This window comes from Actinoplanes sp. NPDC021490, from assembly GCF_055562135.1.
The window spans coordinates 107,285-133,263 of sequence record NZ_JBVHFW010000010.1 but is presented as its reverse complement, the minus strand read 5'-3'; the positions used below and the strand labels follow the sequence as shown (position 1 = coordinate 133,263).

The 25,979-nt window shown below is 71.1% G+C and carries 24 protein-coding genes; 13 read left to right on the top strand and 11 right to left on the bottom strand.

Annotated elements, in window-relative coordinates:
• The first annotated feature begins 100 nt into the window (after positions 1 to 100).
• Entirely contained in the window at positions 101 to 607 is a 507-nt protein-coding gene (locus tag ACZ3I4_RS25580; RefSeq protein WP_465384540.1) for a hypothetical protein, read from the top strand.
• A 148-nt stretch (positions 608 to 755) separates the two neighbouring features.
• Positions 756 to 1,295, top strand: a complete 540-nt coding sequence (locus tag ACZ3I4_RS25575; protein ID WP_465384539.1) for a GAF domain-containing protein — start codon at positions 756 to 758, stop codon at positions 1,293 to 1,295.
• A gap of 143 nt (positions 1,296 to 1,438) precedes the next feature.
• Here the strand turns inward: ACZ3I4_RS25575 and ACZ3I4_RS25570 are convergent, their stop codons facing one another.
• Positions 1,439 to 2,860 (bottom strand): sugar porter family MFS transporter, encoded by a 1,422-nt coding sequence (locus ACZ3I4_RS25570; protein WP_465384538.1) that lies wholly within the window; start codon positions 2,858 to 2,860, stop codon positions 1,439 to 1,441.
• 161 nt (positions 2,861 to 3,021) lie between these two features.
• Here ACZ3I4_RS25570 and ACZ3I4_RS25565 point away from each other — a divergent pair, with 161 nt between their 5' ends.
• The 6 genes from ACZ3I4_RS25565 to ACZ3I4_RS25540 all read left to right on the top strand — a co-directional run bounded on the left by ACZ3I4_RS25565 (position 3,022) and on the right by ACZ3I4_RS25540 (position 9,187).
• A complete protein-coding gene (locus tag ACZ3I4_RS25565) occupies positions 3,022 to 3,630 on the top strand; it encodes a class I SAM-dependent methyltransferase (protein ID WP_465384537.1) in 609 nt (202 codons plus the stop codon).
• Between the two features lie 158 nt (positions 3,631 to 3,788).
• Positions 3,789 to 4,763 (top strand): glycosyltransferase family 2 protein, encoded by a 975-nt coding sequence (locus ACZ3I4_RS25560; RefSeq protein WP_465384536.1) that lies wholly within the window; start codon positions 3,789 to 3,791, stop codon positions 4,761 to 4,763.
• Positions 4,760 to 6,001, top strand: coding sequence for a mannosyltransferase family protein (locus tag ACZ3I4_RS25555; RefSeq protein WP_465384535.1), 1,242 nt, complete (start codon positions 4,760 to 4,762; stop codon positions 5,999 to 6,001). Before ACZ3I4_RS25560 ends, ACZ3I4_RS25555 begins: the two co-directional genes overlap by 4 nt.
• 69 nt (positions 6,002 to 6,070) lie before the next feature.
• Positions 6,071 to 6,733: a response regulator transcription factor gene (locus ACZ3I4_RS25550; protein ID WP_465384534.1), complete on the top strand. Its 663-nt coding sequence runs from the start codon at positions 6,071 to 6,073 to the stop codon at positions 6,731 to 6,733.
• Complete coding sequence (locus ACZ3I4_RS25545) at positions 6,733 to 7,797, top strand: sensor histidine kinase (RefSeq protein ID WP_465384533.1); 1,065 nt, start codon at positions 6,733 to 6,735, stop codon at positions 7,795 to 7,797. The genes ACZ3I4_RS25550 and ACZ3I4_RS25545 overlap by 1 nt, the downstream gene beginning before the upstream one ends.
• Positions 7,798 to 7,933: 136 nt before the next feature.
• A complete protein-coding gene (locus tag ACZ3I4_RS25540) occupies positions 7,934 to 9,187 on the top strand; it encodes a SpoIIE family protein phosphatase (protein WP_465384532.1) in 1,254 nt (417 codons plus the stop codon).
• Here the strand turns inward: ACZ3I4_RS25540 and ACZ3I4_RS25535 are convergent.
• From ACZ3I4_RS25535 to ACZ3I4_RS25520, 4 genes are read right to left on the bottom strand one after another with little or no spacing between them, the layout of a single operon-like run.
• Positions 9,098 to 10,057 carry a hypothetical protein gene (locus tag ACZ3I4_RS25535; RefSeq protein WP_465384531.1) on the bottom strand — a complete coding sequence of 320 codons (960 nt, stop codon included), beginning with the start codon at positions 10,055 to 10,057 and terminating at the stop codon, positions 9,098 to 9,100. The genes ACZ3I4_RS25540 and ACZ3I4_RS25535 overlap by 90 nt on opposite strands.
• Complete coding sequence (locus ACZ3I4_RS25530) at positions 10,054 to 11,121, bottom strand: hypothetical protein (RefSeq protein ID WP_465384530.1); 1,068 nt, start codon at positions 11,119 to 11,121, stop codon at positions 10,054 to 10,056. Before ACZ3I4_RS25530 ends, ACZ3I4_RS25535 begins: the two co-directional genes overlap by 4 nt.
• Positions 11,118 to 11,564, bottom strand: a complete 447-nt coding sequence (locus tag ACZ3I4_RS25525; protein ID WP_465384529.1) for a DUF4188 domain-containing protein — start codon at positions 11,562 to 11,564, stop codon at positions 11,118 to 11,120. Before ACZ3I4_RS25525 ends, ACZ3I4_RS25530 begins: the two co-directional genes overlap by 4 nt.
• Complete coding sequence (locus ACZ3I4_RS25520; protein ID WP_465384528.1) at positions 11,561 to 13,099, bottom strand: phenylacetate--CoA ligase family protein; 1,539 nt, start codon at positions 13,097 to 13,099, stop codon at positions 11,561 to 11,563. Before ACZ3I4_RS25520 ends, ACZ3I4_RS25525 begins: the two co-directional genes overlap by 4 nt.
• Before the next feature lie 191 nt (positions 13,100 to 13,290).
• On the opposite strand from ACZ3I4_RS25520, the gene ACZ3I4_RS25515 reads away from it, so the two are divergent.
• Positions 13,291 to 15,597 (top strand): bifunctional glycosyltransferase/CDP-glycerol:glycerophosphate glycerophosphotransferase, encoded by a 2,307-nt coding sequence (locus tag ACZ3I4_RS25515; protein WP_465384527.1) that lies wholly within the window; start codon positions 13,291 to 13,293, stop codon positions 15,595 to 15,597.
• A 9-nt stretch (positions 15,598 to 15,606) separates the two neighbouring features.
• Here ACZ3I4_RS25515 and ACZ3I4_RS25510 read toward each other — a convergent pair whose 3' ends face one another.
• Both ACZ3I4_RS25510 and ACZ3I4_RS25505 read right to left on the bottom strand, forming a co-directional pair.
• On the bottom strand, positions 15,607 to 17,649 hold the full coding sequence (locus ACZ3I4_RS25510; RefSeq protein ID WP_465384526.1) for a hypothetical protein: 2,043 nt from the start codon (positions 17,647 to 17,649) through the stop codon (positions 15,607 to 15,609).
• A 261-nt stretch (positions 17,650 to 17,910) separates the two neighbouring features.
• On the bottom strand, positions 17,911 to 18,507 hold the full coding sequence (locus ACZ3I4_RS25505) for a TetR/AcrR family transcriptional regulator (protein ID WP_465384525.1): 597 nt from the start codon (positions 18,505 to 18,507) through the stop codon (positions 17,911 to 17,913).
• Between the two features lie 18 nt (positions 18,508 to 18,525).
• On the opposite strand from ACZ3I4_RS25505, the gene ACZ3I4_RS25500 reads away from it, so the two are divergent.
• Positions 18,526 to 18,894: an SDR family oxidoreductase gene (locus tag ACZ3I4_RS25500; RefSeq protein WP_465384524.1), complete on the top strand. Its 369-nt coding sequence runs from the start codon at positions 18,526 to 18,528 to the stop codon at positions 18,892 to 18,894.
• A 37-nt stretch (positions 18,895 to 18,931) separates the two neighbouring features.
• Here ACZ3I4_RS25500 and ACZ3I4_RS25495 read toward each other — a convergent pair whose 3' ends face one another.
• The 3 genes from ACZ3I4_RS25495 to ACZ3I4_RS25485 are packed head-to-tail and all read right to left on the bottom strand — an operon-like array spanning position 18,932 to position 20,293.
• Positions 18,932 to 19,504 carry a TIGR03086 family metal-binding protein gene (locus ACZ3I4_RS25495; protein WP_465384523.1) on the bottom strand — a complete coding sequence of 191 codons (573 nt, stop codon included), beginning with the start codon at positions 19,502 to 19,504 and terminating at the stop codon, positions 18,932 to 18,934.
• The gene (locus ACZ3I4_RS25490) at positions 19,491 to 19,958 is read right to left on the bottom strand and encodes an SRPBCC family protein (protein WP_465384522.1); all 468 of its coding nucleotides are present in this window, start codon (positions 19,956 to 19,958) and stop codon (positions 19,491 to 19,493) included. Before ACZ3I4_RS25490 ends, ACZ3I4_RS25495 begins: the two co-directional genes overlap by 14 nt.
• Positions 19,955 to 20,293: an ArsR/SmtB family transcription factor gene (locus tag ACZ3I4_RS25485; RefSeq protein WP_465384521.1), complete on the bottom strand. Its 339-nt coding sequence runs from the start codon at positions 20,291 to 20,293 to the stop codon at positions 19,955 to 19,957. Before ACZ3I4_RS25485 ends, ACZ3I4_RS25490 begins: the two co-directional genes overlap by 4 nt.
• A 96-nt stretch (positions 20,294 to 20,389) precedes the next feature.
• Between ACZ3I4_RS25485 and ACZ3I4_RS25480 the strand changes: the two genes are divergently transcribed.
• From ACZ3I4_RS25480 to ACZ3I4_RS25470, 3 genes are read left to right on the top strand one after another with little or no spacing between them, the layout of a single operon-like run.
• The gene (locus ACZ3I4_RS25480; protein WP_465384520.1) at positions 20,390 to 22,003 is read left to right on the top strand and encodes a phospholipase D-like domain-containing protein; all 1,614 of its coding nucleotides are present in this window, start codon (positions 20,390 to 20,392) and stop codon (positions 22,001 to 22,003) included.
• 40 nt (positions 22,004 to 22,043) lie between these two features.
• The gene (locus ACZ3I4_RS25475) at positions 22,044 to 22,733 is read left to right on the top strand and encodes an LppX_LprAFG lipoprotein (RefSeq protein WP_465384519.1); all 690 of its coding nucleotides are present in this window, start codon (positions 22,044 to 22,046) and stop codon (positions 22,731 to 22,733) included.
• Positions 22,723 to 24,255, top strand: a complete 1,533-nt coding sequence (locus tag ACZ3I4_RS25470) for an MFS transporter (RefSeq protein ID WP_465384518.1) — start codon at positions 22,723 to 22,725, stop codon at positions 24,253 to 24,255. The genes ACZ3I4_RS25475 and ACZ3I4_RS25470 overlap by 11 nt, the downstream gene beginning before the upstream one ends.
• A gap of 92 nt (positions 24,256 to 24,347) precedes the next feature.
• On the opposite strand, the gene ACZ3I4_RS25465 is transcribed toward ACZ3I4_RS25470, so the two are convergent.
• On the bottom strand, positions 24,348 to 25,958 hold the full coding sequence (locus tag ACZ3I4_RS25465) for a methyl-accepting chemotaxis protein (protein ID WP_465384517.1): 1,611 nt from the start codon (positions 25,956 to 25,958) through the stop codon (positions 24,348 to 24,350).
• Positions 25,959 to 25,979 lie beyond the last annotated feature (21 nt).

Sequence of the window (25,979 nt, the reverse complement as noted above, 5' to 3'; positions counted from 1 at the left end):
AATCCACGCAGGACGAATCGGCCCGGCCGCTTGCCCCGCCGGGTGTCCCGCTATGCCCGTTTCACGCCAGGCCCACGCCGCAGGTGTTTGCAGCAACAGTGTGACCCGGGACGGGCGGGGGCGACAGGGGCCGGAGACCTCGTCCTCGATCCGACAGGTTCCGGGGACGACCCTGCCGTTCGGCAACCCGGCCGACAGTCCGCCCCGGCCGGCCACCGCGCTGCGCAACCACAAGGTGCTCTTCGCCGGTGAGCAGGACCTGAGCCCGTGGACGGGTCACTCGTACGCGATCGGCGCCGGAGGAACGCTGACCCAGGTCAGCCGGACCGACCATGTCTCGGCCGGCTCCGACCTGGCGGGCGCGGCCCTCGATCCGACCGGCGCCACCGTCTACACGGCGAGCGGTTCCCCCTACTACGCGCAGTCGTTCTCGATGGCCGACCTGACCCGGCCCGGCCGCACCTACGACACCGGCCCCTATCCGACCGCGATCGAACTGACCCGGGACGGCACGCGCGTCGCCGCGGGCCGGACCGCGATCGCCGCCGACAACTACTTCTTCGAGACCCCGGCCGAGCTGCACGTGCTCCCGGTGCCGGCCGCATGAGAAAGCGCCGCCCGTACGCCCGTCGAACGGGCGGCGCCTCCCCCGCGGCTTGCAACCGTCCGGCAACGCCGTTCCACCCCGTACGGCACCCGGCGCTCCCTAACTTCAAGGCAACGTCTTACCTTTCCGACCCGTTACGGAGTACGCGATGAGCACCAGCCTGTCCGCCCGGCCCTCCGCTTCTTCGCCCGGCCCGCGTCTGCTCGAGCCCGCCCGCCTGCTGGCGGTCGCGGCGGCCATGCCCGACCTCCACGACGGCACCACGACCGAGATCCAAGGCCTGGTCGACGCGCTCGCGGAGTCGTTCCCCGGGGCCACCATCGCGGCCAACCTGGTCTGGACGGACAGCGCCCTCCTGCTGGCGTCCCACGGCATGCCCGAGTGGATCGTGCAGGCCGGTGGCGTGCCCCTCGCCTGGGCGCCGTGCGCGCTGGTGGTGGACCACGACCACCCGCTGATCATCGTCGACACCCACGAAGACCCCGCGCACGCCGGCAACCCGGTCGTCATGGAATGCGGCGTGCGTTCCTACGCCGGTGTGCCGCTGCACGACGCCGGCGGCCAGATCGTCGGCACGCTGATCGTCATGCACACCGAGCCGGGCGCCTTCGTCCCCGCCGACCTGGAGGTCCTGACGGCCGCGGCCGCGCGGGCGACCGCCCTGCTGCCCGCGAGCACCCGGGCCTGATCGGCGAGCGGCCCACCGCCACCGCCGGTCCCGGCACGAAACTCGGCGCCCGGCCCGTCGGAGAAAGGCGGGCGGGGACGTTGCCGGCCCCGCCGGGACCGTCAGCCCGCTTGGACCGTCGGCCCCGCCCGGACCGCCGGCGCTCAGCGGCCGGCAAACTCCGCCGGGGTGAACTTGCCCTGGGCCAGCCGGTCCTCGATCTGCTCGAGGCTGCGGCCGGTCAGCTCGGGCATCTTCCGGTACAGGAAGACGAACGCGATGATGTTGAAGGCGGCGTACAGCCAGAACGTCTGGCCCGTGCCGATCGCCTTCATGGTGCTCAGGAGTGTCAGCGTGATCAGCACGTTGGTTCCCCACAGGGAGGCCGACTGCGCCGCGGCGCCGGCGGCCCGGGTGGCCAACGGGTAGATCTCCGAGCCGGTCAGCCAGCCCATCAGCTGGATCCCGCCCGCGGTGAAGGCCATGAACGCGATCAGGGTGGCGATGATCCACGGGATCATCGACTTGCCGTCGTTGCCGGTGACGAAGAACGAGCCGAGCACGATGAGCGCGACCGCGGCGCACGGCAGCGTCAGCAGGGTCAGGCGGCGCCGGCCCACGCGGTCGATGATCGACAAGCCGATGAGCTGGGCCACCAGGTAGGTCAGGCCGAGGGCGACGGAGACTCGCAACGCGGTGGAGTCCGAGAAGCCGTTGTCGGTCAGGATCGTGGGCGTGTAATAGACGATCATCTCGATGCCGGAGAGCTGGGTGAAGATCGCCAGCCCGCAGCCGACCACGAGCGCCGGCCGGACCCACGCCGCCCGGAGCCCGGCCCAGCCGCGGGTGCCGGCCTTCTTCTCGGCCTGCGCGTTGTCCTCGATCTCGCGGAGTTCGCCGGACAGGTCGCTGCCGTGCGGCCGCACCCGCTCCAGCGCCTCCCGGGCGCGGTCGAGGTGACCTTCGCGGGCGAGCCAGCGGGGGCTTTCCGGCAGCTTCAGCATCAGGACGAACATGATCGCGGCCGGTGCGGCCGCGGCGCCGATCGCGACGCGCCAGTCGATGACCTCGGCCGCGCCGATGATGGTCGCGATGACGATGCCCACGCCGATCGCGATCTGGAAGAACAGCACCAGTCGCCCGCGGTAGGCGGTCGGCGCGAGCTCGGCCACGTACACCGGGGCGGTCTGGGTGGCCCCGCCGACCGCGAAGCCCAGCACGAGGCGGCTGAGCGAGAGGGTGATCGGGTCGGGCGAGAGCGAGGCCGCCAGCGATCCGACGACGAAGACGATGCCGATCAGCAGCAGGGTGCCGTGCCGGCCCCGGCGTTCGGCCAACCGGCTGCAGGTGAGGGCGCCGATCACCGCGCCGACCAGGATCGAGGCGGCGATCACCTGTTCCCAGATGTGGCCGATGCTGAAGTCCTCGCCGATCTGCAGCAGCGCGCCGGAGATGATTCCGGTGTCATAGCCGTACAGCAGACCCGAGACGGCGGAGACGAGTGCGACCACGATCACCGAGCCGGTGAGCCGCTCGCCGGCGACCCCCGATCGCGTTCCCGGCTCGTCCTGACTGGTCCGGCTCATCGGTACCCCCTGACGCGGATGCTCTGCCCCACGGCAGGTGATCGATGTGTACCCCCGGATCTTCGTGCCTATGCCGCTCAGCCGATCACCAAAAGCCGGTCCGGTCAGCGGCCGCGACGGCGCTGTGCACCAGGCGCCTGGCGAAGCCCTAGGGTGTCCGGGTGAATTGGCAGCCGGTGCGTGATGCGTATTCGTCCATGTCGGAGCAGTACATCGCCCTGTTCGACGGCGACTGGCAGGCCCACGAGGACGACACCGCCCTCGTCCGGGGTCATCTGGCCGGCCTGGACGGCCCGGTGCTCGATCTCGGTTGCGGCCCCGGCCACTGGACCGCCTACCTGCAGGATCTGGGCGCCGACGTGACCGGCGTCGACATGGTTCCCGAATTCATCGACCATGCCCGGGCCCACTTCCCCGGCTCCGACTTCCGGCTCGGCTCGATGACCGCGACCGGCGCCCCCGACAGTTCCGTGGCCGGCATCCTCTCCTGGTATTCGACCATTCACCTGCCGCCGCCGGACCTGGACCGGGTACTCGCCGAGTTCCGCCGGATCCTGATTCCCGGCGGCCGGCTGGTGATCGGCTTCTTCGACAGCGACGACGAGGTGGCGGCGTTCGACCACAAGGTCGTCACCGCGTACCGCTGGCCGGTCGACGAGTTCTCGGCCCGCCTGAGCAGGGCCGGATTCACCGAAATCGAGCGCCGGCAACAGCAGTTCCCCGAGCGCCCGGACCGCAAATACGCAGCCATCGCCGCAAGCGCCGGCTAGCCACACAGGAAGGTTGCAGAAAGACCCGGAAAGAGACGCGATTCACGCTCCGGACCTGCGGTAACTCCCGGAATCGTGCCACCCGGCCCGCCTTTATCCCGGCCTTATCGGCTCACGATCAACGTGGCTTTCGTGAACAAACACGAAGGAGGGGCCGGATGAGCGTCGATGTCGTACCGGGACTGTCGGTAGTCGTGCCCGTCTTCAACGAGGAGGACGTGCTGCCGCTGTTCGCCGAGCGGTTGCGTCCCGTGCTCGACCGCCTCGGCGTGTCGTACGAGGTGCTCACGGTCGACGACGGCAGCCGGGACGCCACCCCGGCGGTGCTGGAGGGGATGCGCCTGGCCTGGCCGCAACTGCGGGTCGTCCGGCTGCGCCGCAACGCCGGGCATCAGAACGCGCTCACCGCCGGCCTGCATCGCGCCCGGGGCCGGTACGTGGTCAGCATCGACGTCGACCTGCAGGATCCGCCCGAGGTCATCGCCGAGATGCTGGCCCTGGCCGAGAGCGAACAGCTCGACGTCGTCCACGGCGTACGAACCGATCGCAGCACCGACAGCCCGTTCAAGCGCTGGTCGGCCGGGTTGTACTACCGGCTGATCCGCCGGGTCGTCGGGGCCGCCGTGCCGCACAACGCCGGAGACTTCCGCCTGCTCAGCCGGACCGCGGTGGACGCCCTGACCGAGCTGCCGGAGCACCTGCCGGTCTATCGCCTGCTCGTGCCGTGGCTGGGCCTGCCGAGCGGTGAGGTGGCGTACGCCCGGGAGAGGCGCGCCGCCGGCCGCTCGAAGTATCCCCTGGCCAAGATGGTCCGGCTGGCGCTGGACAGTATCACCGGGTTCTCGGCCGCTCCGCTGCGGGTCGCGACGTGGCTGGGCTGCGCCGGAATCGCCCTCTGCTTCGTGACGGGCGCGGCGGTCCTGACCGCGTACCTGCGGGGCAACGTCGTGCCCGGGTGGACGTCGATGTTCGTGGCGCTGGTGTTCCTCGGCGCGCTGCAGCTGCTGTGCCTGGGCCTTCTCGGCGAGTACGTGGCCCGCATCTTCACGTCGATCCAGGGCCGGCCCGCGTACGTCGTCACGTTCGACTCCGCGGTGACGGTCCGCCGCCGCCCGGCCGGGGTGCCCTCGTGACCGCGCCGTCCACCACGACCGAGTCCGACTTCGATCTGCTGCTGGGGGCCGGCGAAACCGAGGCCGGCCAAGTCGGGGCCGGGCAGATCGCGCCGGTCCGGCGTCCGTGGCGTTCCGCGATGCTGGCCGCCCTCGGCGTCTGGTCCGTCTCGGCCGTCGTCCACCTTCTGGTGAGCGCCCTCGCCTGGCTGACCTACAAGGGCGACGGACCGGCTCCCGACCTGTGGTCGGTCGCCCTGGCCTGGAACGGGTGGGACGCCGGCCACTACGTACGGATCGCGGAGAGCGGCTACCACCTGGGCCCGGGCTTCCCGGCGTTCTTCCCGCTGTATCCGATGCTGATCCACGCTCTCGATCCGGTGCTGCCGGGCAACGGGCTGGTCAGCGCCCTGGTCGTGGCCCAGGCCGCAGCCTTCGGAGCTCTGGCCCTGCTCTACCGGTTGGCCGAGTACGAGTTCGGGCCGCGGGTGGCCCAGCGCGCCGCCTGGTATCTGGCCGCCTTCCCGATGGGGTTCTTCCTGTTCATCGGCTACAACGAGTCGCTGTTCCTGCTGCTGGTGGTGGGAGCGCTGTATGCCGGCCGCCGCGGGCACTGGTGGCTGGCGGGCACACTGGGCGCGTTGTCGTCGGCCACCCGGCTGTTCGGCGTGCTGCTGATCGCCCCGCTGGCCGTCGAATACCTGCGCCAGGTCGGCTGGCGGCCGCGCCGGATGCGGCCCGACGTGCTGGCGCTGGCCCTGGTACCGCTGGGCGTGGCTTGTTACAGCCTCTACTGCCTGGTCGAACTCGGCAGCCCGGTCCAGTTCAGCATCGCCCAGGACCAGTGGGGCCGGGAGTACACGTTCCCGGGCGGGGCCTGGCTGACCTCGGTCGCGCAGATCGCCGGGCACGGGCCGCTCGACAAGGCCGCCCTCGGCGCGATGCTGGACGCCGGCACGGTCCTGGTCGCCGTGGTGCTGCTGATCCTGTGCGTGAGGGGTCCGTTCAAGTTCCGGCCCGACCAGAAATACCTGGTCGTGCAGGCCGCGGTCACCCTCGTCATGCTGATGTCGACCGAGGTCGGCGGCCGCTCGATGCAGTCGGCGGCGCGCTACGCGATGGAGGCGGTGGCGATCTTCCTGGTGCTGGCCCGCATGGGCGCCAACCAGGTGGTCGACCGGGCGGTTCTGATGATCGGCGCGGCCCTGCAGGCGGTGTTCCTGGTGGTCTTCATGGCCGGCACCTTCCTGGTGGCCTGACGGGCGAAAGGGTCCGGGAACCGTCACCTTTTACCTTCGCCTTATCTAGATCATGGCAGCATGGCCGGCGTGCGAGTTCTGGTTGCGGACGACGAGCGGCTGCTCGCCGACACGATCGCCGTGGGCCTGCGGCGGGCGGCCATGGCGGTCGACATCGCCTACGACGGCGGGCAGGCGATCGACAAGATCCAGGTCAACCGGTACGACGTCGCGGTGCTCGACCGGGACATGCCCGGCCGGACCGGCGACGACGTGTGCCGCTGGATCGCCGATCACCGGCTCGGGACGCGGGTGCTGCTGCTCACCGCCGCCTGCGGCATCTACGACCGGGTGGAGGGGCTCGGGCTGGGGGCGGACGACTATCTGACCAAGCCGTTCGCCTTCGCCGAGCTGGTCGCCCGGGTGCAGGCACTCGCCCGGCGCACGGCCCCGGCGCTGCCCCCGGTTCTCGAACGTGACGGTGTGGTGCTCGACGTGGCGACCCGCACCGCCAGCCGGGACGGCCGCCCGCTGTCGCTGACCCACAAGGAGTTCGGCGTCCTGCACACGTTGATGCGCGCCCAGGGGCAGGCGGTCACCACCGAGGACCTGCTGGAACAGGTCTGGGACGAGCACACCGACCCGTTCACCAACGTGGTCCGGGTGACCGTCTCGACGCTGCGCCGCAAGCTGGGCGAACCGCAGGTCGTGCAGACCGTGCCGCGGGCCGGGTACCGCGTGGGGCTGCCCTGATGGGCCTGCGCGCGCGCCTGGCCGTCGCGGTGATCGCCACTGTGACCTTCGTCTTCATCGTTCAGTTCCTCTACAGCAAGGTGCCCTGGGACGCGCCCTACTACGAACCGTGCTACCAAGAGGTCGACGGCATGGGGTGCCGGATCACCCGCAAGATCCCGATCGCCAACCTCAAGGAGTACGGCCTGGTGGTGGCGGTGACGCTGCTGCTCGTGCCGCTGCTGGTGTGGTGGGTGCTGGCTCCCGTACGCCGGGTCCTACCGGTCATCGCCCAGGTCGGCCCGCAGAACCTGGGTCACCGGATCCGTCCGGGCCGCGGGCGGGACGAGGTCAAGCGGCTGGGCCGGGCGCTCGACACGATGATGAACGGCATCGCCGCCGGCTACGAGGGTCAGCGCAGTTTCGCGGCGAACGCCTCGCACGAGTTGCGTACCCCGCTCGCCCTGCAGCGCACGCTGATCGAGGTCGGCATGGCCGAACCGCTGACGCCGGAACAGTCGGCCCTGCTCGCCAGCCAGCTGCTGGAGACCAATGCCCGCAACGAACGCCTCATCGAAGGCCTGCTCGTGCTCAGCCAGGCCGACCAGGGTCTCGCCGTACGGACCCCGCAGGCGCTCGACCGGATCACCGCCGGCATCGCCGACGCACACGCCCCGGCCGCCGCGGACGCCGATGTGAAGATCACCGTCGACGTCGAGCCGTACCAGGTCGAGGGGGACGGCGTCCTGCTGGAGCGGCTCGTCCGCAACCTCGTCCACAACGCGATCAAATACAACCGGCCGGGCGGCACGGTCACCGTCACCGTGGGCGCGGCGGAGGCGGCGCTGACCGTGGAGAACACCGGTCCGGCGGTCCCGGCCGAGGATGTGGCCCGGCTGTTCGAGCCCTTCACCCGGCTGGCCACCGACCGGATCGATCACAGCGGCGGCAGTGGGCTGGGCCTGGCCATCGCCCGTTCGGTCGTGCGGGCCCACGGCGGCACGATCACCGCGGCCCCGCGGGACGGCGGCGGCCTGCGCATCACCGTCCGCCTCCCCCGGACCGGCGACCAGACCGCGAGCTGAGACCGACCTCGGACCGGCTACCAGGCCGCGAGCTGGCCCGTCCGGGCTGCCGTAGGATGATCGGTGCCCGCAGTTCGAAGGCCGTCCGCCGGGCGGAGCGGGCAACCTCCCGACCCGGACGACAAGGCGCCACGCTGTGCTCGACGACGACACCGACGACCTGTACGAGCACTCCCCGTGCGGCAATCTCTCCTCGTTGCCGGACGGCACGATCGTCAAGGTCAACGCGACGCTGCTCGGCTGGCTCGGTTACACGCGGGACGAGATCGTCGGCCGCAAACGGCTCCGGGACCTGCTCACCATGGGCGCCCGGATCTACTTCGAGACCCATCTGGCGCCCCTGCTGACCATGCAGGGCGAGATCAGCGGCATCGCCCTCGAGCTGCGCGCCAAGGACGGCAGCAGCATGCCCGCCCTGATCAGCTCGCTGGTGCGGGCGCCGGAGGACGGCCGGACGCCGCTGACCCGCACGATCGTCTTCGACGGTCGCGAGCGCCGCGCGTACGAGAAGGAACTGCTCCATGCCCGCCGGGCGGCCGAACTCGAGGGCGAGCGGCTGCGGCATCTGGTCGCCGAGCTGCAGGGCAGCCTGCTTCCCGCGGTGCTGCGCACCCCGCCCGGCCTGGAGACCGCGGCCCATTACCGGATGGCCTCGGCCGACGAGGTGGGCGGTGACTTCTACGACCTGTTCCCGCTGGACGGCGGGCGCTGGGGCTTCTTCCTCGGTGACGTCAGCGGGAAGGGCATCGAGGCGGCGGCGGTCACCTCGCTCGCCCGCTACACGTTGCGGGCCGCGGCCGTCTATGACCCCGACCCGGCCGCCGTCCTGCACAACCTCAACCGGGTGCTCTATCAGGAGTACCGGAACGACGCCCGGTACTGCACCGTCGTCTTCGGCATCCTGACCCCGGGGGACGGCGGCTTCAGCGCGGTGATCGCCAGCGGAGGGCATCCCGAGCCGCTGCTGCTGCGGGCCGGCGGGACCGCGGAACGCCATGCCACCAAGGGCCGCATGGTCGGCGTGTTTCCCGACTCGGCGTACCGGAACACGTCACTGACCGTGCGTCCCGGTGACACGCTCGTCCTCTACACCGACGGGCTCACCGAGGCGCACACGACGCCGGACAAGCGAACCGATGACCGGTACGGGGTGGAGGCCGTCCTCGGGTTCGTGGACGACCTGGCCCCGGCCGGTGCGACCGCGGTCGTCGACGCGTTGGTCGGCCTGCTCGACGACTTCGGCGACGGCCTCGAGGACGACATCGCGATCATGGCACTCGGCGCGCCCGCGGGCCCCCCGTCAGCCGCCGGCGGGCAGGCGGCCGGCGGGCAGGCGGCCGGCGGGCAGGCGGCCGGTGGGAAGCCGGGCGGAGCGGGCCGGCTCGTGTAGCGGGTGACCGACCCGGAAGACGGCGAGCGGCGTCGCGCCGACCCGGCCGGCCAGGCGGGCCGCGGTGACCGGGCAGTCCAGCAGCTGGCTGAGCGGGTGGACGGCCAGCCCGAAGCGGGCCAGCCGCAGCCAGGTCCGCAGCAGCCGGCGACCCGCCTCCCGCGGGTCGTCCGATCCGGTCAGGACCAGCACGCTCCCGTCGTACCGCAGCAGGTTCTTTCCGCTCGCCGCGAGCAGGGCGGGCAGGCCGAGCCGCCGGGTCAGCGGATAGCTGCGCAGCGCACCCGACAACACCCGCGCCTCGAGGCGGCTCAGCCCGAGCGCACGGTCGGTCAGCCCGTCGCGGTCATAGCGCGGGTCACGCGGGTTCAGCCGCAGCCAGGCGCGCAGCTCGCGGGTCACCGGCGGGGTGCCGAACATCCAGCGGTCGGCCACGGTCAGGTCGGCGGCCAGGGCGCGGCTGCGCACGTGCACGATCCCCGGTTCCAGACCGGCCAGAATCACCAGATCCAGAAGCCCGGGCTCGTACGCTCCCCGGGCCACCCGGCGCGCCTCGATGTCGGCCCGGTGGAAGATGGTCTCGTAGCGTTGCGCCGCGGGCAGCAGCCGGATCCGGTGTGGATCGCTGAGGTCGCACCGGACGGACAGGCCCGCGTCGGCCGCGACGATCAGGCAGGTCTCGGCGAACGCGCCCAGGCCGAGCGCCAGGTCGCGCCCGGACGGATCGGAGCCGGGCAGTGACCTGTCCGGGTCCACGCCGATGACGATCTCGTCGGCGCGGTAATCGAGGGTCCACGGCTGGGTGTTGTGCGCGCTCGGCGCCCGCCGGACCGTCGACTCGTGCTCACGCAGAACGGAAACCCAGGTCATGCTCCACCTCGGTGATAGAAGGTGTATCCGTGCAGGGGCCGGCCGCCGGCCCGGCGGTAGGAGGCGGCGGACGCCGTGTTGCCGCGTTCCACGAACGTGCTGCGCAGCGTCCGGTAGCCGCTCGCCTCGAGGTGCCGGTGCACCTGGCGGCTCAGCAGGGTCAGGTAGCCCCGGCCCTGTTCGCCGGGCACCGTGCCCTTGATGACCAGCACCGCGTCGCGGCGGTAGCGCGACCGGGTGGCCAGCAGCCGAAGCTGCTCGATCGGGCCGAGCCGGCCGCCGGTGCGCATCAGGAACTCGGAGATGTCCGGGACGGCCACCACGAACGCCACCGGCCGGCCCGCCTTCTCCAGCCACAGCAGCAGGCCCTCGTCGAGCAGGTGGGCCAGGCCGTCGGTCTGCTCGGCGAGCTGGGCGGCGGAGATCTCGGTGTAGTAGCCGAGCTGCGCGAAACTCGCGTTCAGCATCTCCCGCAGGACGGGCAGCTGGTGGCGCAGCCCGCGGCGGGAACCGTGCCGGATCACCAGACGTTCGGCGGCCAGGCGGTCGTCGTCGAACCGGTAGGCCGCGGCCGAGCCCGCCACCTCGACCGCCCAGGTGTCGGCCTCGAAGCGGCGGGTGAAGCCGTGCCGTTCGTACATGGCCGGGTAGTAGGCGGGGTTCCAGGCCGAGTCGACGAAGCCGCGCGAGCCGAAGCCGCCGGTGATGACGCCGCCGGTCTGGTTGGGCAGCAACGCCACCGGTCCGAACAGCGGGCGTCCCCCGGCGTCGCGGGTCACCACGTCCATGAGCGCGGTGAAGACCGCGGCGTCGTCGGTGAACTCGGTGTGCCCGAAAAGCTGGCTCGGCCCGGCCTTGGCGTCGAAGGCCGCGTCGCGGTGCGTGCTCGTGCGGCCGGCCACCCGGCCGTGACGGTCACGCACCAGGTAGAGCGAAGCGACGCGCCGGTGCCGGGCGATGACCGGCGCCGGCAGGGGCACGTACCGGTCGCGGGGGTGCAGCCGCAGCGGCAGCTCGCAGAAGTCGCGCAGGTCGGCCCGGGTGCGGACCGGGGTCGCCCTCATGAGCGGTGCACCGGCGGACCGGCCGCCTCGGTCGACAGCGGCGTCCACGTCGGCATGTGCGACATGCTGCCGTCCTCGGCGCGCCAGGCGCCGTTGCTGTAGCCGTGCGGCTGGGCGGTGAAGAGCCGGATGAAACCGGCTGTGGCGTTGGTCGCGCCCTCGTCGGTGAGCCAGCACATCAGGTCGCGGTGGTGGCGGCTGCGGGCGAACTTCAGCATGGCGTCCTGGTCGCTGAAGAAGGCGATGGTGCCGATCGTGTACGGGAACCGGTAGTACACGGTGTGCCAGCGGTAGCCGGCCATCCGCTTCATCTGCCGCACCATCGGAAACCACGTGCGGATGGTGTGCAGCATGGCCAGCGGCCCGGAGTAGCGGGTGGCCCCGATGAACATGGCGGTCGCCCGGCCCTGCGGCGGAGCGGCGGAGAAGTCGGTGGTCCTCATGCGCTTCCCTTGATCAGGTAGACGTTCTTGAGCTTGGCCGCGGCACCGGCGAACGGGCCGGCGCCGTGGTCGTGGAGGGCGACCCGCAGGTCGGCGGCGGACGGGTCCTCGGTCAGCGAGGCCGCGAAGTCCCGGCTCGTCCTGGTCAGGTGGGCGAGCACACCGGCCCGGCAGGTGTCGGCCAGCAGGTCCCGTTGCGCGGCCTCCGGGCGTACGCCGGAACGCAGTTGAATGTGGATGGTGGGACGGCTCTCCAGCTGGTCGTCCTGCACCAGCTCGAGACAGAAACCCTCGACCAGATTCGCGTACGGATTCCCCTCGTACAGGCCGTACTCGATGTCCTGGGGGTAGATGTTGGCCCCCATGTACGAGATCGTGCTGTCCTTGCGCCCGAACAGGAACAGCAACGGCAGCCGCATCCCGTCGGCCCGCATCGCCGCCTGCGCCTCGGCCCGTGCCCGCGGATCGGTGACGGCCGCCAGGACCTCGGGCAGCGTGGCCAGCCGGCCCTCGTCGCCGATGTTGTAACGCACCTTGGGGTTCACCACGGCGGTCGAGGTGATCGTGCACAGGATTTCCGAGTCGGCGTTGGTCTCCAGGTACGTCTCGAGCGGGTTGTACTGGAACACCATCGGCAGCCGCTGTTCGTCCGGGCCGAGCAGCCGGGCGCGCAGCTCGGTGTCGGTGCGCAGCCGGCGGCGGACCCAGACGGTGAGGTCGGTCTCGCCGGCCATGCCGATGGTGAGGTCGCTGGCGCCGTAGCCCGAGCGGACCTTGCGGAAGCGCTTCTCCAGATAGTCGCGCAGCGCCTCGGTCATCCCCTCGCCGCCGACGAGGCCGGAGATCCGGTATTCCGCCCACGGGAACCGCTCGGCGTCGAGCTCGTCGAGCAGGCGCTTGAGGAACGGCGGGTACGCGGTCACCACGTACTCGAAATCGGGGCCGAAGTGCCGCAACGTGTCGATGATCTTGCGGATGTCCGGGCCGGTGTTCTTGACCATGGCGATCCGGGACATCGCGATGCCGGTGTTCGTGCCGGTCGCCCACGCGCCCATCGAGTAGGCGTTGATCACGAACCGACGCTTCGCGGGAAAGACCATGGTCGCGTACGCGGCCAGATTGCGGTGCACCGACTGCAGTTCGGCCCGGCTCCGGACCCAGTTGAACGGCTGCCCCGACGACCCCGACGACTCGTCGACCACGCTGCCGGCCACCTCGAACCGGCCCTTGCGGCACCGCTCGTGCTCCGGGTAGGCCCGCACGTACGAGGCCTTGCTGGTGGGCGGGTAGCTGGTCAGGTCGAACCAGCGGAACGTCCACGAGTGGCGGCGCAGGAAGTCGGCGTAGGCGGGAACGTCCAGCGCGGCGAACTGGCAGGTCATCCACGCGTTCAGGCGGGCGAAACCGGCGAGGCGCGGCCGGTAGTGCCGGGCCATGAAGCGCCACACCGCGGGGTGCGTCCGAAAAAGCCCGTAGAGGCCGCTGAGCGCGTAGCTGCCGAGCCGGAGCGTCCATTGCCGGAAGGTCGAGATCACGGGTAAGACGCTATGAAAACCCAGCTCGCGGCACTTCCCGGCGGCTACTCAACCGGCCTGAGTACGCGGCCTCATGTCGGGGTCGTTAAATAGCACGCCGCAGGTGAAGGGAAGGTTACGCGAACCTGACGGACGGCGATCTTTTTGGTAGCGTCACGCCGCCCTGATCGCTTGTCGCGAGGTTCTGTCGAATGCCGCTGCTCAGTATTGTCCTTCCCGTCTACCGGGTTCAGGCCTACCTCCGGGAATGCCTCGACTCGATCCTCGAGCAGACGTTCACCGATTTCGAGGTGATCGCGGTCGACGACTGCTCCCCCGACCACAGCGGCGCGATTCTCGATGAGTACGCCGCGCGCGACAGCCGGGTCCGGGTGGTGCACCTGGATCAGAACGTCGGCCTGGGTGAGGCCCGCAACGCCGGTCTCGGGCACACCGGCGGCAACTACGTCTGGTTCATCGACAGCGACGACTGGATCGCCCCGGGCGCGCTGGCCGCGATCGCCGACCGGCTGCGGACGGCCGAGCCCGACGTGCTGGTGGTCGACTACGCCAAGGTGTGGTGGGACAACACCACCCGGCACAGCAAGCTCTCCGCCCTGGCGGCCTCGGCGAACTTCCCGCGTACGTTCACGCTGGCCGAGCAGCCGCGGGCGATCAGGATCTTCCACGTCGCGTGGAACAAGATTTACAACCGGGACTTCCTGCTCAAGAACGACATCGCCTATCCGACCGGTCTCTACGAGGACGTTCCGGTCGGCTACCCGGTGCTGATGCTGGCCGATCGCATCAGCGTCCTCGAGCGGGTCTGCGTCTACTACCGCCAGCGCCGCCGCGGGGCCATCACGTCGACCCCCGGTCGCCGGCACTTCGAGGTGCTCGACCAGTGGGACCAGCTTTTCCAGCGGCTCGACGCGATCGGTGAACGCGCCGCGCCGTTCCGCAACCTGGTCTTCGAGCGCATGCTCTACCAGTTGCTGCTGGTGCTCGAGAATCCCGAGCGGATTGCCCGGGGCGACCGCAAGGAGTTCTTCCGCGCGATCGTGCTCGCCTACCGCCGGCACGTCCCGGCCGGCGGTTACGCGTCCCCCGGGGGCCGGGAGGGCATCCGGCACCGGATCGCCGCCCGCGGGTCGTGGCCGCTGTGGCGCACCCTGCGGCTCGGCGAGCGGCTGGCCGAGGCGGCCAAGCCCCGCTTGGTCGAGGTGCGCAACAAGGTCCGGCTGCGGACCCGGCTCAGCATGCTCTACTACCGGTTCCAGACGCGCCGGCCGATGGACGACAATCTGGCCGTCTACTCCGCGTACTGGGGCAAGGGCTACGCCTGCAACCCGCGCGCGGTCTACGAGAAGATGACCGAGCTGGCGCCGGGGGTGCGCGGAGTGTGGGAGATCAAGCCGGGCGCGGAGGCCGAGGTTCCGGCCGGCGTCGAGACGGTGACGATCGGCACCAAGCAGCACTACAAGGCGCTGGCCCGGGCCAAATACCTGATCACCAACGTCAACTACCGCAGCTGGGTGACCAAGCGCGACGGCGCGGTGCACCTGTCGACCAACCACGGCACCCCGGCCAAGGCGATGGGCGTGGACCAGCTCAAGTTCCCGGCCGGCCTCGGCGACCTGGACATGGACGGGCTGCTCAAGCGATCCGATCGCTGGACCTACAGCATCAGCCCCAACGCCTACACGAGCGAGATCTGGGAGCGGGCCTACCCGTGCGGCTACGAGACTCTCGAGACCGGCTACCCGCGTAATGACGCTCTGGCCACCGCGACCGCGGACGACGTGGCCGCGGCCCGCGACCGGCTCGGCCTGCGGCCGGATCAGGTCGCCGTGGCCTACCTGCCGACCTACCGCGACTACGAGTTCGGCGCCGACGCTCTGCTCAACGTCGAGAGCTTCGCCGACCGGCTCCCGTCCGACACGGTGCTGCTGGTGCGGGTGCACCACTTCGACCGCTCACTCGTCCCGGGCGACCACTCCCGGATCATCGATCTGAGCGACTACCCGCGGGTGGAAGACGTCTACCTGGCCGCCGACATGCTGATCACCGACTACTCGTCCGTCATGTTCGACTACGCGGTGCTCGACCGGCCGATCGCGATCTACGCGGCCGACTGGGACAAGTACCGGGCCACCCGCGGCGCCTACCTCGACGTCTTCGCCGAGGGCCCGGGGGTCGCGACCGACGACGAAAACGAGCTGGCCGACCTGTTCGTCTCCGGCGCGGTCTCCGGCCCGGCGGCGACGAGCGCCCGTACGGTCTTCCGCAAGCGCTTCTGCTACCTCGACGACGGCCACGCGTCCGAGCGGGTGGTGCGCCGGGTGTTCCTCGGCGAGCCCGTCCTGCCGGTGCCCGCGGGCCGGGCGGTGCCGACCGTGACGACCGAGCCCCTGCAGGAACTGCGCCCGGTCGCGGAGGACACGCCGCCCGCGGAAGACACCGGTGCTCTGGTGGTGCCGGCGCAACGGGGCCGGGCGGCGGCTCACCAAGGATCGTGAGGGACAGCCCTAGGCTCGCGCCTTCTCCCACATCACCGTGTACGCCTCAGCCCCGCTGAGCAGGTGCTTACGCAGTGCGGCGGCGTCCGGGCCGGCCTGGTTGATCAGGTCGGTGATCCAGTCGGCGTAGAGCCCGTACTGGGCCACGCCGTCGGTGTTGAGGTCGAAGGTGCGGGAGCCGTAGACCTGCCGGGCCACCTGGGTTCCGTTGGTCGCGGTGAACGGATAGGTGAGCGGGCGGGACGCGGCGTCCAGGCGCGGGGCGGCCTGGGTGCCCAGACCGTTCACGTCGGTGCCGACCCCGTACCCGGTGATCTTCGAGCCGTTGGCCAGCCCCTTGTTGGTCCGCCACTGCTGCAGGAAGGTGGGGGTGTCCTGGCCGTCCGGGGAGGCGGAGAAGGCATAGCCCGCGACGAACCCGCCGACCCCGAGCATCCGGTTGATCAGGGCGGGGTCGGACCAGCTGTGCACCGAGGCGACACCCGGGTAGCGAGCCTGCTCGGCCAGGTCGAGCACGGCGGAGGCGGCCTTCACGCTCATGTGGTCGATGTGGATGATCATGCCGCGGTCCATCATGCGCTCGACCAGGTATCGGCCGAGATCGGTCAGGCCGCGTACGTTGCAGATCTTGCCGCTCGGATAGACCGGCAGGATGGCGCCGGCCGGGAGGCCGACCCCGAGCTGCAACAGCCGGGCGAGGTCGTCGCTGACCAGAGGCTGCTCGTTGTCGGAGGGCCCGGTGCAGGAGGTCGCCTGCCACCAGTGACCGGTGGAGATCAGGTTGCCGACGTTGACGGCCGCGCCGGTGACGCCCTCGTCGAAGCGGGTGCCGCCGAACGCGTTGTCGAACTTGTGCACCGGGTAGAGGCCGCTGACCCCCATGCCGGCCAGCTCGTCGAGGCCGGCGTCGATCTGCTGCCGGGTGCACTGGGGCACGTCGCCGACCTCGCGGCAGCCGAAGATCTCGGAGTTCTCCACGCCGATGGTGACGGCCAGCTTGCCCTGGGCGGCGATCTGGCGCACCTGGGCCGGGGTGGTGGCCAGCCGGAACCAGCCCTTGCCGGCACCGCCGCTGCGGGCGTCCACGTAGTCCTGCATCTTGCGCAGATAGTCGGCCTGGGCCCGGATCTGGTCCATCTCGTCGCACGAGGTGTGCTGCAGGGTCAGCCCGCAGATCACCCGGTTGGCCACCAGCAGCACGTTGAGCACCCGCTGCCCGGACTGCCAGGCGCGTTCCAGGCTCCGGAAGTACGAGGCCTCGTGCAGCATCGTGTCGTGCTGCGGCCAGTCGCCGAAGGTGGGCCAGCCGTCCTCGGCCGAGTCGATCGGGTCGGTGCCGGCGATGATCGCCTCGAGCAGGGCGCCCCAGCCCAAAGTCGCGTGTGACGGGCAGCCCTGGAGGGCGACCGGGGCGCCGCCGGGCGCGTACGCGTCCCCGCAGTGCAGGGATCCGCCGAAGGCCTCACCCGCGGTGATGTGCGCGTGGGCGTCGATCCATCCGACGAGCTTGCCGTTGGCGTCGACGCCGGGCGCCGGGGTTCCGCTGACGCCGGTGGCGATGTCGGGAATCGCGGCGCATCCACTGGCCGGGGCGAGCGCGACGGTCGAGGCACTGTTGCCCGCGCCGAGCCCGCCGAGGTACACGCCCAGCTGCTGGCCGGTCGCGGTGGACACGAAACGGTACCGGCCGTCGGCCACGCTGACCGTCCAGTCGGCCCGGTCCCCGTACGTGTCACCGGCCCACACCCAGCCGAGCACGCTCTGATAGGGCGGCTTGCCGGTGGAGTCCCGCAACAGGTACCGGCCGAGCTGGGTGGCCTCGAACCGGAACGGCTCGGCACCCGACGCGGTGGCGGTGAAGCCGTAGCCGACGGACGCGCGCTGGACGTATCCGCGCGACGTGGTTCCGTCGAAAACCTGGAGCGTGGCGCACTTGCCCTCCAGATCCTGCGCGGGGCTCCAGGCCGCGGCGGCGGCCGCGGGAGGTGCGGGAATCACTCCGGTGAGCCCGAGCACCAGCAAGCCCACAGCCAGTCCGCGCCATCTAACCACCGGAACCCCCTCCGCTTGATCACCGTCGGGGCGAGTGTAAAAAACGTCACACGCTATTCATAGATGTAAATGTGAAATTTTCTCTCAGATGCACTCTCGATCGACGTACGCCCATCCCCCGCGGCGCGCATCGAGCGCCGCGGCCTCTCCATCGGCGTGGAATCGGTCGCCGGTCGCGGCTCGACCGGGACTGACGCCCGCCGGTGCGGGAGGTAAGGACCTCGACCAGAAAGGCAGCCGACCCGATAGAGGGCGTGGCGGTCAGGCCTGATGGAGGCCGGCCGCCGCGAGGGCGGCGTCGGCGGCGTCGCGTAGGACCGACTCGTCCATGCCGGCCTCGGTCAGTGCCTCCATGCCGCGCAGCACGGCCAGGAGATGGTGGGCCGTCCGCTGAGGATCGCGGTCGCCGGGGATGTCGCCGGCGGCCTGGGCGCTCTCCACCTCAGCCTGCAGGAGGCCGGCGAACGTCGTGAACGTCCGCCGGGCCCGGTCGGCGACCTCGGTGTTGGTCGCGGCCAGCTCCGCGGTTGACTTCGCGAGCAGGCAGGCGCGCTGCGGGCCGGGTGGAGCACCGGCGGCGACCATCATGTCGAACAGAGCTCGCAGGCGGGTGGCCGCCGACGAGTCCGGGCCGCTCAGGTGCTTGCTCAGAGCCGCCGTGATGTTCGTGCAATAGCCGTCCAGGACCCGCTGGAACAACGCCTGCTTGTCGCCGAAGGCGCCGTACAGGCTGCCCTTGCCCAGGCTTGTTGCCTGCATCAGGTCGCCCAGTGACGTCGCCGCGAAGCCGGAGGTCCAGAACGCCTCGGTCGCGGAGTGCAGCACCTGCTGCTCGTCGAACTTCCGGGGCCGGGCCATGCGACCAGGATATTTGTGGTGACCGGCTCCACCTCGGCCAGCCGCGGAAACCCCGGATTCGGAACCTACTCCGCCTCCAAGGCGGCGATCCGGCAGTACGCCCGGGTCTGGGCCGCCGAACTGGCCCCCCGCCGTATCCGGGTCAACGTCCTGGTCCCCGGCCCGACCGACACTCCCGGCCTGCGCGGCATCGCCGGCGATGACCAGACGCAGGTCGCCGCCCTCCTGGCGCAGATGGCCGCCACCACGGCCATGCACCGGGTGGCCGACCCCGCCGAGATCGCGCAGGCGGCGCTGTTCCTCGCAAGCGACCGATCCAGCTTCATGACCGGCAGTGAACTGTTCGCCGACGGCGGCGAGGTCCAGGTTTTCCCCGCCGCCGTCTAGATCTGCACCGTCGGCTCACCGATGCAGGTCGGTCCGGTCAGGGGGTCCAGAACGGGTCGCGGCCGATGAAGCCGAGCAGGCGGGTCTGCGCGTCGGCTCCGTCCGGCACGGGCACGCGGGGACCGTACTGGCCGGACGAACGGATCAGCTCCTCCATCGGTTCCATCCCGGTGACCAGCAGCGCCGCGTACTCCGCGTCGAGCCGGTCGTCCTGGCCGGTGGCGCGGGCCAGGTCCCAGGTGTGCATGAAGACGTCGGTGGTGTAGAAGCGGTCGACGGCCTGATCCAGGGGCAGATCACCGGTGTGCGGATTGGAGAACATGCGGCCCGCCGTCGCCGGATCGTCCAGCATCGCCTGCACCGCGTCGCTGTGCACCTGCCAGGCACCGACCGGGTCGTCGTCGACGCCCGGCCCGCGGGGCAGCTCGATGCCGGTGCCGCCGGCCAGGAACCCGGGGAACCACTCCACGAGGTGGCGCACCACATCGCGAGCCGCCCAGCCGGGCACCGGCGTCGGGGCGTCCCACGACTTGGCGGCGTGAACCCGGTCGGTGAACGTGCCCGCGATGGTGCGGTGCCGCTCGGCGGCGGTCAGGTCAGCCAGCTTCATTGCTCAGCATCCTCTCCAGTTTGTGATATCCGTCCTGCACACCGACCTCCATGCCGCTCTTCAACCAGCCGTCGCGGGTCTCGAAGCTGTCCACCAGCGACTGCGTACGAAGCCTGGTCCGGCCGGGGCCGAGTTCCTCCAGCCACAGCGTGTTGAGCGCCACCCCGTCGGGATCGCCCTCGTAGGTGAAGGTCTGCACCAGACGGTCCGGCCGGATCTCGTGGAAACAGCCACGGAAGGCGTACTCCTCGGCGCCTTGGACCGAGACATACCGAAAGCTTCCGCCCGTACGGGCGTCCCAGTGCTCGATGCGGGTCTGCATGTCGTCCGGGCCGATCCAGCGCGCGAACAGCTCGGGATCGGTGTGGGCTCGCAGCAGCCGCGCCGGACTGGCCCGAAAATCGCGGACGATCCGGATGATCGGCAGCTTGGGATCCGCCTCGATGTGTGTCATGCCCCGGCCTCCTCGTCGTCCATCTCGGCCAGCACGCGGTCGAGGCGCCGATAGCGCTCCTCGGCCTGGCGCCGGTACAGCTCGATCCACGAATCCATCAGGTCGAGCGATCCGGCCTCGAGGCGCACCGAACGCGGCTGGGGTCCCGGCGGCCGGCTCACCACGCCCGCCTCCTCCAGCACCCGCAAGTGCTTGTAGACGGCTTGCAGAGTCATCGCGTACGGCTCGGCGAGCTGGTTGACCGTGGCATCGGCCACCGACAAGCGGGCCACGATGTCGCGGCGCGTGGGATCGGCCAGCGCTGCGAACGTCCGGGAGAGCGTGTCAGCGAGCATGGCCAACCTTTCAACTAGTTGGTTTAAACCCAAGCTAGACCGTTGCCGCGAGGACGGCAAGCTGACAGGGCGGCGGCTCCCCGCTTTAATCACGGCATGCCGCACGCGTCCTCCCTGCCCGATCTGATCGGCCGTTATCTGCCCCCGGCCACCGAGGCGTGCCCGACCTTCGCCGAGAACTCGCGCTTCGAGCCGATCATCGACGGGGTCACCTACTTCACCGAGCTGGCCGGGCACATGGCGGCCCTCGGAGCCGGCGACGCCGTCTACATCGCCGGCTACCAGGCCGACCCGCAGCTCGACCTGACCGGGCGCGTCCCCGGCGAGGCGGGCTACCGGCCCTTCACCGACGTGCTCGCCGAGAAGGCCGCGGCCGGCGCCGATGTGCGGATCGTGCTCAGCGCGGCCGAGTTCTCCGGCGGCATCCCGTGGCTGCCGGTCGGGCCGTTCCGGGCCAACACCCTGGCCGCGCGGGTGATCCGGGCGTGGAAGCCGTCGACGCTCGAGGTCACTACGCCGCCGCTGGAGGACCGGGTGCTGCTCGACTGGTCCGGCCCGGTGCTCGGGTCCAACCACCAGAAGCTGGTCGTTTTCAGTCACGGTGGCGTGCTCACCGCGTACGTCGGCGGTCTCGATCTGTCCCCGACCCGGTTCGACCACTCGCCGCACCACCGTCTCAAGCTGGGCGCCCACCGATGGGGCTGGCACGACGCGGCCGCGCGCCTGCACGGCCCGGCGGCCGTACGGGTGCGGGAGACTTTTCAGTTCCGCTGGCAGAACACCGCCGCCCTGCCGCCGCGGTTCATCGCGAAGAACCTGCCACCGGAGTATTTCCACCTGCCCAGCGGCGAGCGCGCCGTGCTCAACCCGCTCGACCCGCCGCGCGACCTGCCGCCGGTGCCCGAGCAGCCGGAACACCCGGCCGAAGGCACCGCGGTGCAGGTGGTGCGCTCCTACCGGCCGTGGAGTCTCTATCGCCACCGCGGGCTGCGCCGCCTGCGCCGGGCGAACGTCGTGCGGGCCGGCATCCAGGAGATCTACCACGCGATGACCACCGCGATCGGCGCGGCCGAACGCTACATCTATCTCGAGGACCAGTACTTCCACGAGGCCCCCGGCGGCGACCCCCGGTTCCAGCTGTACGGGCGGTTGCGCGCCGCCGCCCGCCGCGGCGTCAAGATCATCCTGATCGGTTCCGGACGCAAGGATCCGGCCGACGGCGGCGACAGCACCGTCCACCCGGTGATCACCCGCGACCTGCGGTGGCGGGTGCTGGCCCGGCTGCCGGTCGACGCCCGCCGCAACGTGGTCATGTACCGCGTCGACAACCTCACCGTGCACACCAAGCTGATGCTGGTCGACGACGTGTTCGCCAGCATCGGCTCGGCCAACTTCTTCAGCCGTTCGATGGTCGGCACCGACAGCGAGATCACCTCGACCTTCGTCACGACCGGCCCGCTCGTCCGCGACCTACGCGTCAAACTGTGGGCCGAGCATCTGCGCACACCGGTCGGCGACGAGCTCACCCCCGCCCTGGCCGATCTGGACACCGCCCTGGGCATCTGGCGCCGGGAGTGGCTGCCGCCGGGGCATCCGCCGCAGACGTGGCGCCGGGCGGGCGTGCCGGCCGGGTTCGCCCCGGCGGAGTGGGCGCTGACCCCGGCCCGCTACTCCCCCGCGGTGTGGCGGCGCGAGACCGGGGACCGCTGAGCCGGCGACACGATTTGCGGGCCCGTCTAGCATTCGCCGTATGTTCCGACTCCGCCCCGTCCTCGCGCTGTCCGCCGCTCTTTTCACGCTGGTCGCGTGCACTCCTGACAAGACCGAAACCGGCGGTAGCGCGGCGCCGGCCGAAACCCGGCCGGCCGGTGACACCCTGGTGAAGGACTCCGCCGCGGCGATGCGGGAGATCAAGACCACGCAGTTCCTGATCACCGCGGCCGGTGAGGTCGCCGGGCTCAGCCTGCGCCGCGCCGAGGGCACGCTGACCAAGGAAGGCAGCGCGAAGGGCACCGCCCAGATCGAGCAGGCCGGGTCGGCCGTCGAGCTGGAGTTCGTGATCGTCGGCGACAAGATCTATCTGAAGGGCCCGACCGGCGGATATCAGGCGCTGCCGCTCACGGTGGCGGCCACGGTCTACGACCCGTCGGCCATTCTGGACCCGAGCCGGGGCATCGCCAAGGTGCTCGGATCGGCGACCGGCGCGACCACCGAGGCGTCCGAGCCGGTCGACGGCAAGGACGCCTGGCGCGTCGCGGTCACCACGACCGGCACCGATCTGGCCGGCCTGATCCCCGGCGTCACCGGCCGCATCCCGGCCAAGTTGTGGATCGCCGACGCCGACAAGCGTCTGCTCAAGGCCACCTTCACGCTGAGCGGGGGCACGGCCACGGTGACGTTCAAGGAGTTCGACGTGCCGGTGAAGATCAGTGCCCCCTAGCACCCTGGCCACCGCGCCGGCCCCGGCCCGCCGGCGCCTGGCGATCAGCGTCGGCGGCGCCACCGTCCTGCTCGCGGCGCTCGACGCGTACGTCGTGGTCACCGTTCTGACCGACATCCTCAACGACGTGCACATCCCGCTCAACCGGCTCGAGCGGGCCACGCCGATCGTGACCGGCTTCCTGCTCGGCTATGTGGCCGGCATGCCGCTGCTGGGCTCGCTGTCCGACCGGCTCGGCCGCCGCGCGGTCATCGTCGCCTGCCTGGCCGGCTTCGCCGCGGGTTCGGCGCTGACCGCGGGCTCGGGCGAGTCGATCCACCTGCTGGTGGCCGGGCGCGGGCTGCAGGGGCTGGCCGGCGGCGCGCTGCTGCCGGTGACGATGGCGCTGGCCGGCGACCTGTGGACGCAACAGCACCGCCGGGCGGTCGCCCTCGGCGCGGTCGGCGCCGCGCAGGAGCTGGGCAGCGTGCTCGGGCCGCTCTACGGCGGTGCGATCACCGCGCTGATCGGCTGGCGGGGCATCTTCTGGATCAACATCCCGTTGGCCGCGCTGGCCATCGTGGCCGTCCTGGTCGCCCTGCCCCGCGAGCCGGCCGCCCGGTCGCCCCGGCCCGGCGTCGACGTGCTCGGCGGCATCCTGCTCGCCGCCGGTCTGGCCCTGCTCGTGATCGGTCTCTACAACCCGGATCCCGAGCGGGCGGTGCTGCCGTCGTGGGGTCCGGCGACCCTGGGCGCGGCCGTCGTCGTCCTCGTGCTGTTCGGCCTGTGGGAGAGGCGGGCCCGCACCAAGCTGTTCGACCCGGCGGGCGTACGCATGACGCCGTTCCTGGCCGCGCTGGGCGCGAGCTTCTGCACCGGCGCCGCCCTGATGGTGACCCTCGTCGACGTCCAGCTGGTCGCGCAGACCCTGCTCGGCCGGGACGCGTTCGGCGGCACCCTGCTGCTGTCCCGGTTCCTGATCGCCCTGCCGATCGGCGCCGTGCTCGGGGGCGCGGTGCTGACCCGCCTGGGCGAGCGTCCGGTCACGCTGATCGGCCTGCTCACGGCGGCCTGCGGGTACGCGTTGATCGCGTACTGGCCGGCCGACGTGCTCGCGGCCCGCTACGCCGGGATCCTGCCCCGCCTCGACACCGACCTCGTGATCGCGGGCCTCGGCCTGGGCCTGGTCATCGCGCCGCTGTCGGCCGCGGTGCTGCGGGTGACGCCACCCGACCGGCACGGTGTGGCCTCGGCCGCCGCGGTCGTGTCCCGGATGGTCGGCATGCTGATCGGGGTCGCCGCGCTCACCGCGTGGGGCCTGCACCGCTTCCGATCGCTGACCGCGACCCTCGACACCCCGCTGCCGTTCGGCGTCGACGCGGCCGTGTACCGCGACCGGATGGCCGCGTACGAGGTGGCGCTGAGGACCGCCCTGCAGACGCAGTACCGGGAGATCTTCCTGATCACGGCCGGCCTCTGTGTGCTCGGCGCCCTGCTCGGCCTGCTGCTGGCGGGAAAGCGGGCCACGCGCGGCCCGGCGTGACCCGCGCCGCAGCACTTGCCTCTGACGTCAACGTCAGGGTCCAGCGTGGGCGGCATGCAGATCTCTGGAGCAGTCGCCCTCGTCACGGCTGTCTAGACGCGGAAGCGGGCGACGACCGACTCGAGTTCCGAGGACATCCGGGACAGCTCCTCGGCCGAGCGCTGGGTCTCGGCGACCGTGGCGGTAGTGGTCCGGGCGGCCTCGGCGACGCCCGCGATGTTGCCGGCGATGCTGGCCGAGCCGGTCGACGCTTCGCCGATCGACCGGCTCATCTCGTTGGTCGTGGCGGTCTGCTCCTCGACGGCCGAGGCGATGGTCGTCTGGTAGTCGTTGATCTGCGCGATGATCGACGAGATCCGTCCGATCGCGGCCACCGCGCCGTCGGTGTCGGCCTGGATGGCCTCGACCCGCTGGGAGATGTCCCCGGTGGCCTTGGCCGTCTCCTGGGCCAGCTCCTTGACCTCGTTGGCGACCACGGCGAAGCCCTTGCCGGCCTCCCCGGCCCGCGCCGATTCGATGGTGGCGTTGAGCGCGAGCAGGTTGGTCTGCTCGGCGATCGCGGTGATCACCCGGACGACGTTGCCGATCTCGGCCGACGAGGCGCCGAGCTTGGCCACCGTCGCGTTGGTGGCGGCGGCCTCGGTGACCGCCTGGGAGGCGACGCCGGCCGCGTCGTTGGCCGACTGGGAGATCTCCCGGATTGCCGAGCCCATCTCCTCGGTGCCCGCGGCCACCGTCTGCACGCTGCGCGAGACATCTTCGGAGGCGGAGGCCAGCAGACCGGTCTGCGTCGAGGTCTCCCGGGCGTTGCCGGCGATGGCTTCCGACGACGCCGACAGCTGCCGGGACGACTCGGCCAGCAGGCGCGAGGAGTCGCCGAGCGCCTTGACCGTCTGCCGGATCGAGGTCGTGGCCCGGTTGACCGCGGCGGACATCACGCCCACCTCGTCCTTGCCGGTGGCGGCGGCCTCCCGCGTCAGGTCCCCGTCGGCGACCGCGTCGAGCACTTCGCGGACGCCGGTCAGCCGTCGCGAGATGCTCCGGCCGATCGCCACGGCCAGCGCCACGGACAGGATCACGCCGGCCAGCACCAGCAGGAGGATCGTCCGGCGGGCGCCGGTGGCCTCGTCGTGCGCCTGGGTGCTGTCCTTCAACGCCTGCGTGCGTTCGAGCTTCATGAGCTGGTCCATGGCGGTGTTCATGGTCTTCTCGGCGTTGCCCCACAGCGTGTACTGGTCGGCCAGCGTGGTCGGCAGGTCGATCCCGGCCGGCGCCGGGTCCTTGAACAGCAGCAGGTTGACCAGCGCCTTGTACTGCGCCCAGGCGCCGCCGAAGGCCGCAGTCTGGGTCTTCCAGGTCTCCGAGGGGTCCGGGGCGGACACGTACCGGTCGCCGGCCGCGTCCACGGCGGCCTCCCCGGCCTTGGCCTCGTTCTCGTACTGGGTGCGCTGCGCGTCGGTCTGCGCGCCCTGGAAGAGGAAGAGCCCCCGGTACATGTCCGACATGCCGTTCTGCACGCCGACCAGCGCGTCCAGCCGGGTGATGTTGTCGTCCTTGAGGCCCTGAATCCGGTCGTCGAGCGAGCCGAGCCGCATCCACGCCACCCCGGCGGTCCCGAGGGCCACTACAGCCACGACCGCCACGGCCACGATGATTTTGGTGCCGACTCCCATGTCGTTGAGGCGGCTGCTCGGCCCGTTCATCCAGGTCTCCAGGGTCGCTAG

What these genes read in the sequence shown, in the direction of transcription:
- ACZ3I4_RS25465 (WP_465384517.1), bottom strand. Translation starts at nt 25,958, where the DNA reads ATGAACGGGCCGAGCAGCCGCCTCAACGACATGGGAGTCGGCACCAAA.
- ACZ3I4_RS25475 (WP_465384519.1), top strand. Translation starts at nt 22,044, where the DNA reads ATGTTCCGACTCCGCCCCGTCCTCGCGCTGTCCGCCGCTCTTTTCACG.
- ACZ3I4_RS25535 (WP_465384531.1), bottom strand. Translation starts at nt 10,057, where the DNA reads ATGACCTGGGTTTCCGTTCTGCGTGAGCACGAGTCGACGGTCCGGCGG.
- ACZ3I4_RS25495 (WP_465384523.1), bottom strand. Translation starts at nt 19,504, where the DNA reads ATGAAGCTGGCTGACCTGACCGCCGCCGAGCGGCACCGCACCATCGCG.
- ACZ3I4_RS25480 (WP_465384520.1), top strand. Translation starts at nt 20,390, where the DNA reads ATGCCGCACGCGTCCTCCCTGCCCGATCTGATCGGCCGTTATCTGCCC.
- ACZ3I4_RS25505 (WP_465384525.1), bottom strand. Translation starts at nt 18,507, where the DNA reads ATGGCCCGGCCCCGGAAGTTCGACGAGCAGCAGGTGCTGCACTCCGCG.
- ACZ3I4_RS25530 (WP_465384530.1), bottom strand. Translation starts at nt 11,121, where the DNA reads ATGAGGGCGACCCCGGTCCGCACCCGGGCCGACCTGCGCGACTTCTGC.
- ACZ3I4_RS25485 (WP_465384521.1), bottom strand. Translation starts at nt 20,293, where the DNA reads ATGCTCGCTGACACGCTCTCCCGGACGTTCGCAGCGCTGGCCGATCCC.
- ACZ3I4_RS25525 (WP_465384529.1), bottom strand. Translation starts at nt 11,564, where the DNA reads ATGAGGACCACCGACTTCTCCGCCGCTCCGCCGCAGGGCCGGGCGACC.
- ACZ3I4_RS25490 (WP_465384522.1), bottom strand. Translation starts at nt 19,958, where the DNA reads ATGACACACATCGAGGCGGATCCCAAGCTGCCGATCATCCGGATCGTC.
- ACZ3I4_RS25570 (WP_465384538.1), bottom strand. Translation starts at nt 2,860, where the DNA reads ATGAGCCGGACCAGTCAGGACGAGCCGGGAACGCGATCGGGGGTCGCC.
- ACZ3I4_RS25545 (WP_465384533.1), top strand. Translation starts at nt 6,733, where the DNA reads ATGGGCCTGCGCGCGCGCCTGGCCGTCGCGGTGATCGCCACTGTGACC.
- ACZ3I4_RS25515 (WP_465384527.1), top strand. Translation starts at nt 13,291, where the DNA reads ATGCCGCTGCTCAGTATTGTCCTTCCCGTCTACCGGGTTCAGGCCTAC.
- ACZ3I4_RS25560 (WP_465384536.1), top strand. Translation starts at nt 3,789, where the DNA reads ATGAGCGTCGATGTCGTACCGGGACTGTCGGTAGTCGTGCCCGTCTTC.
- ACZ3I4_RS25575 (WP_465384539.1), top strand. Translation starts at nt 756, where the DNA reads ATGAGCACCAGCCTGTCCGCCCGGCCCTCCGCTTCTTCGCCCGGCCCG.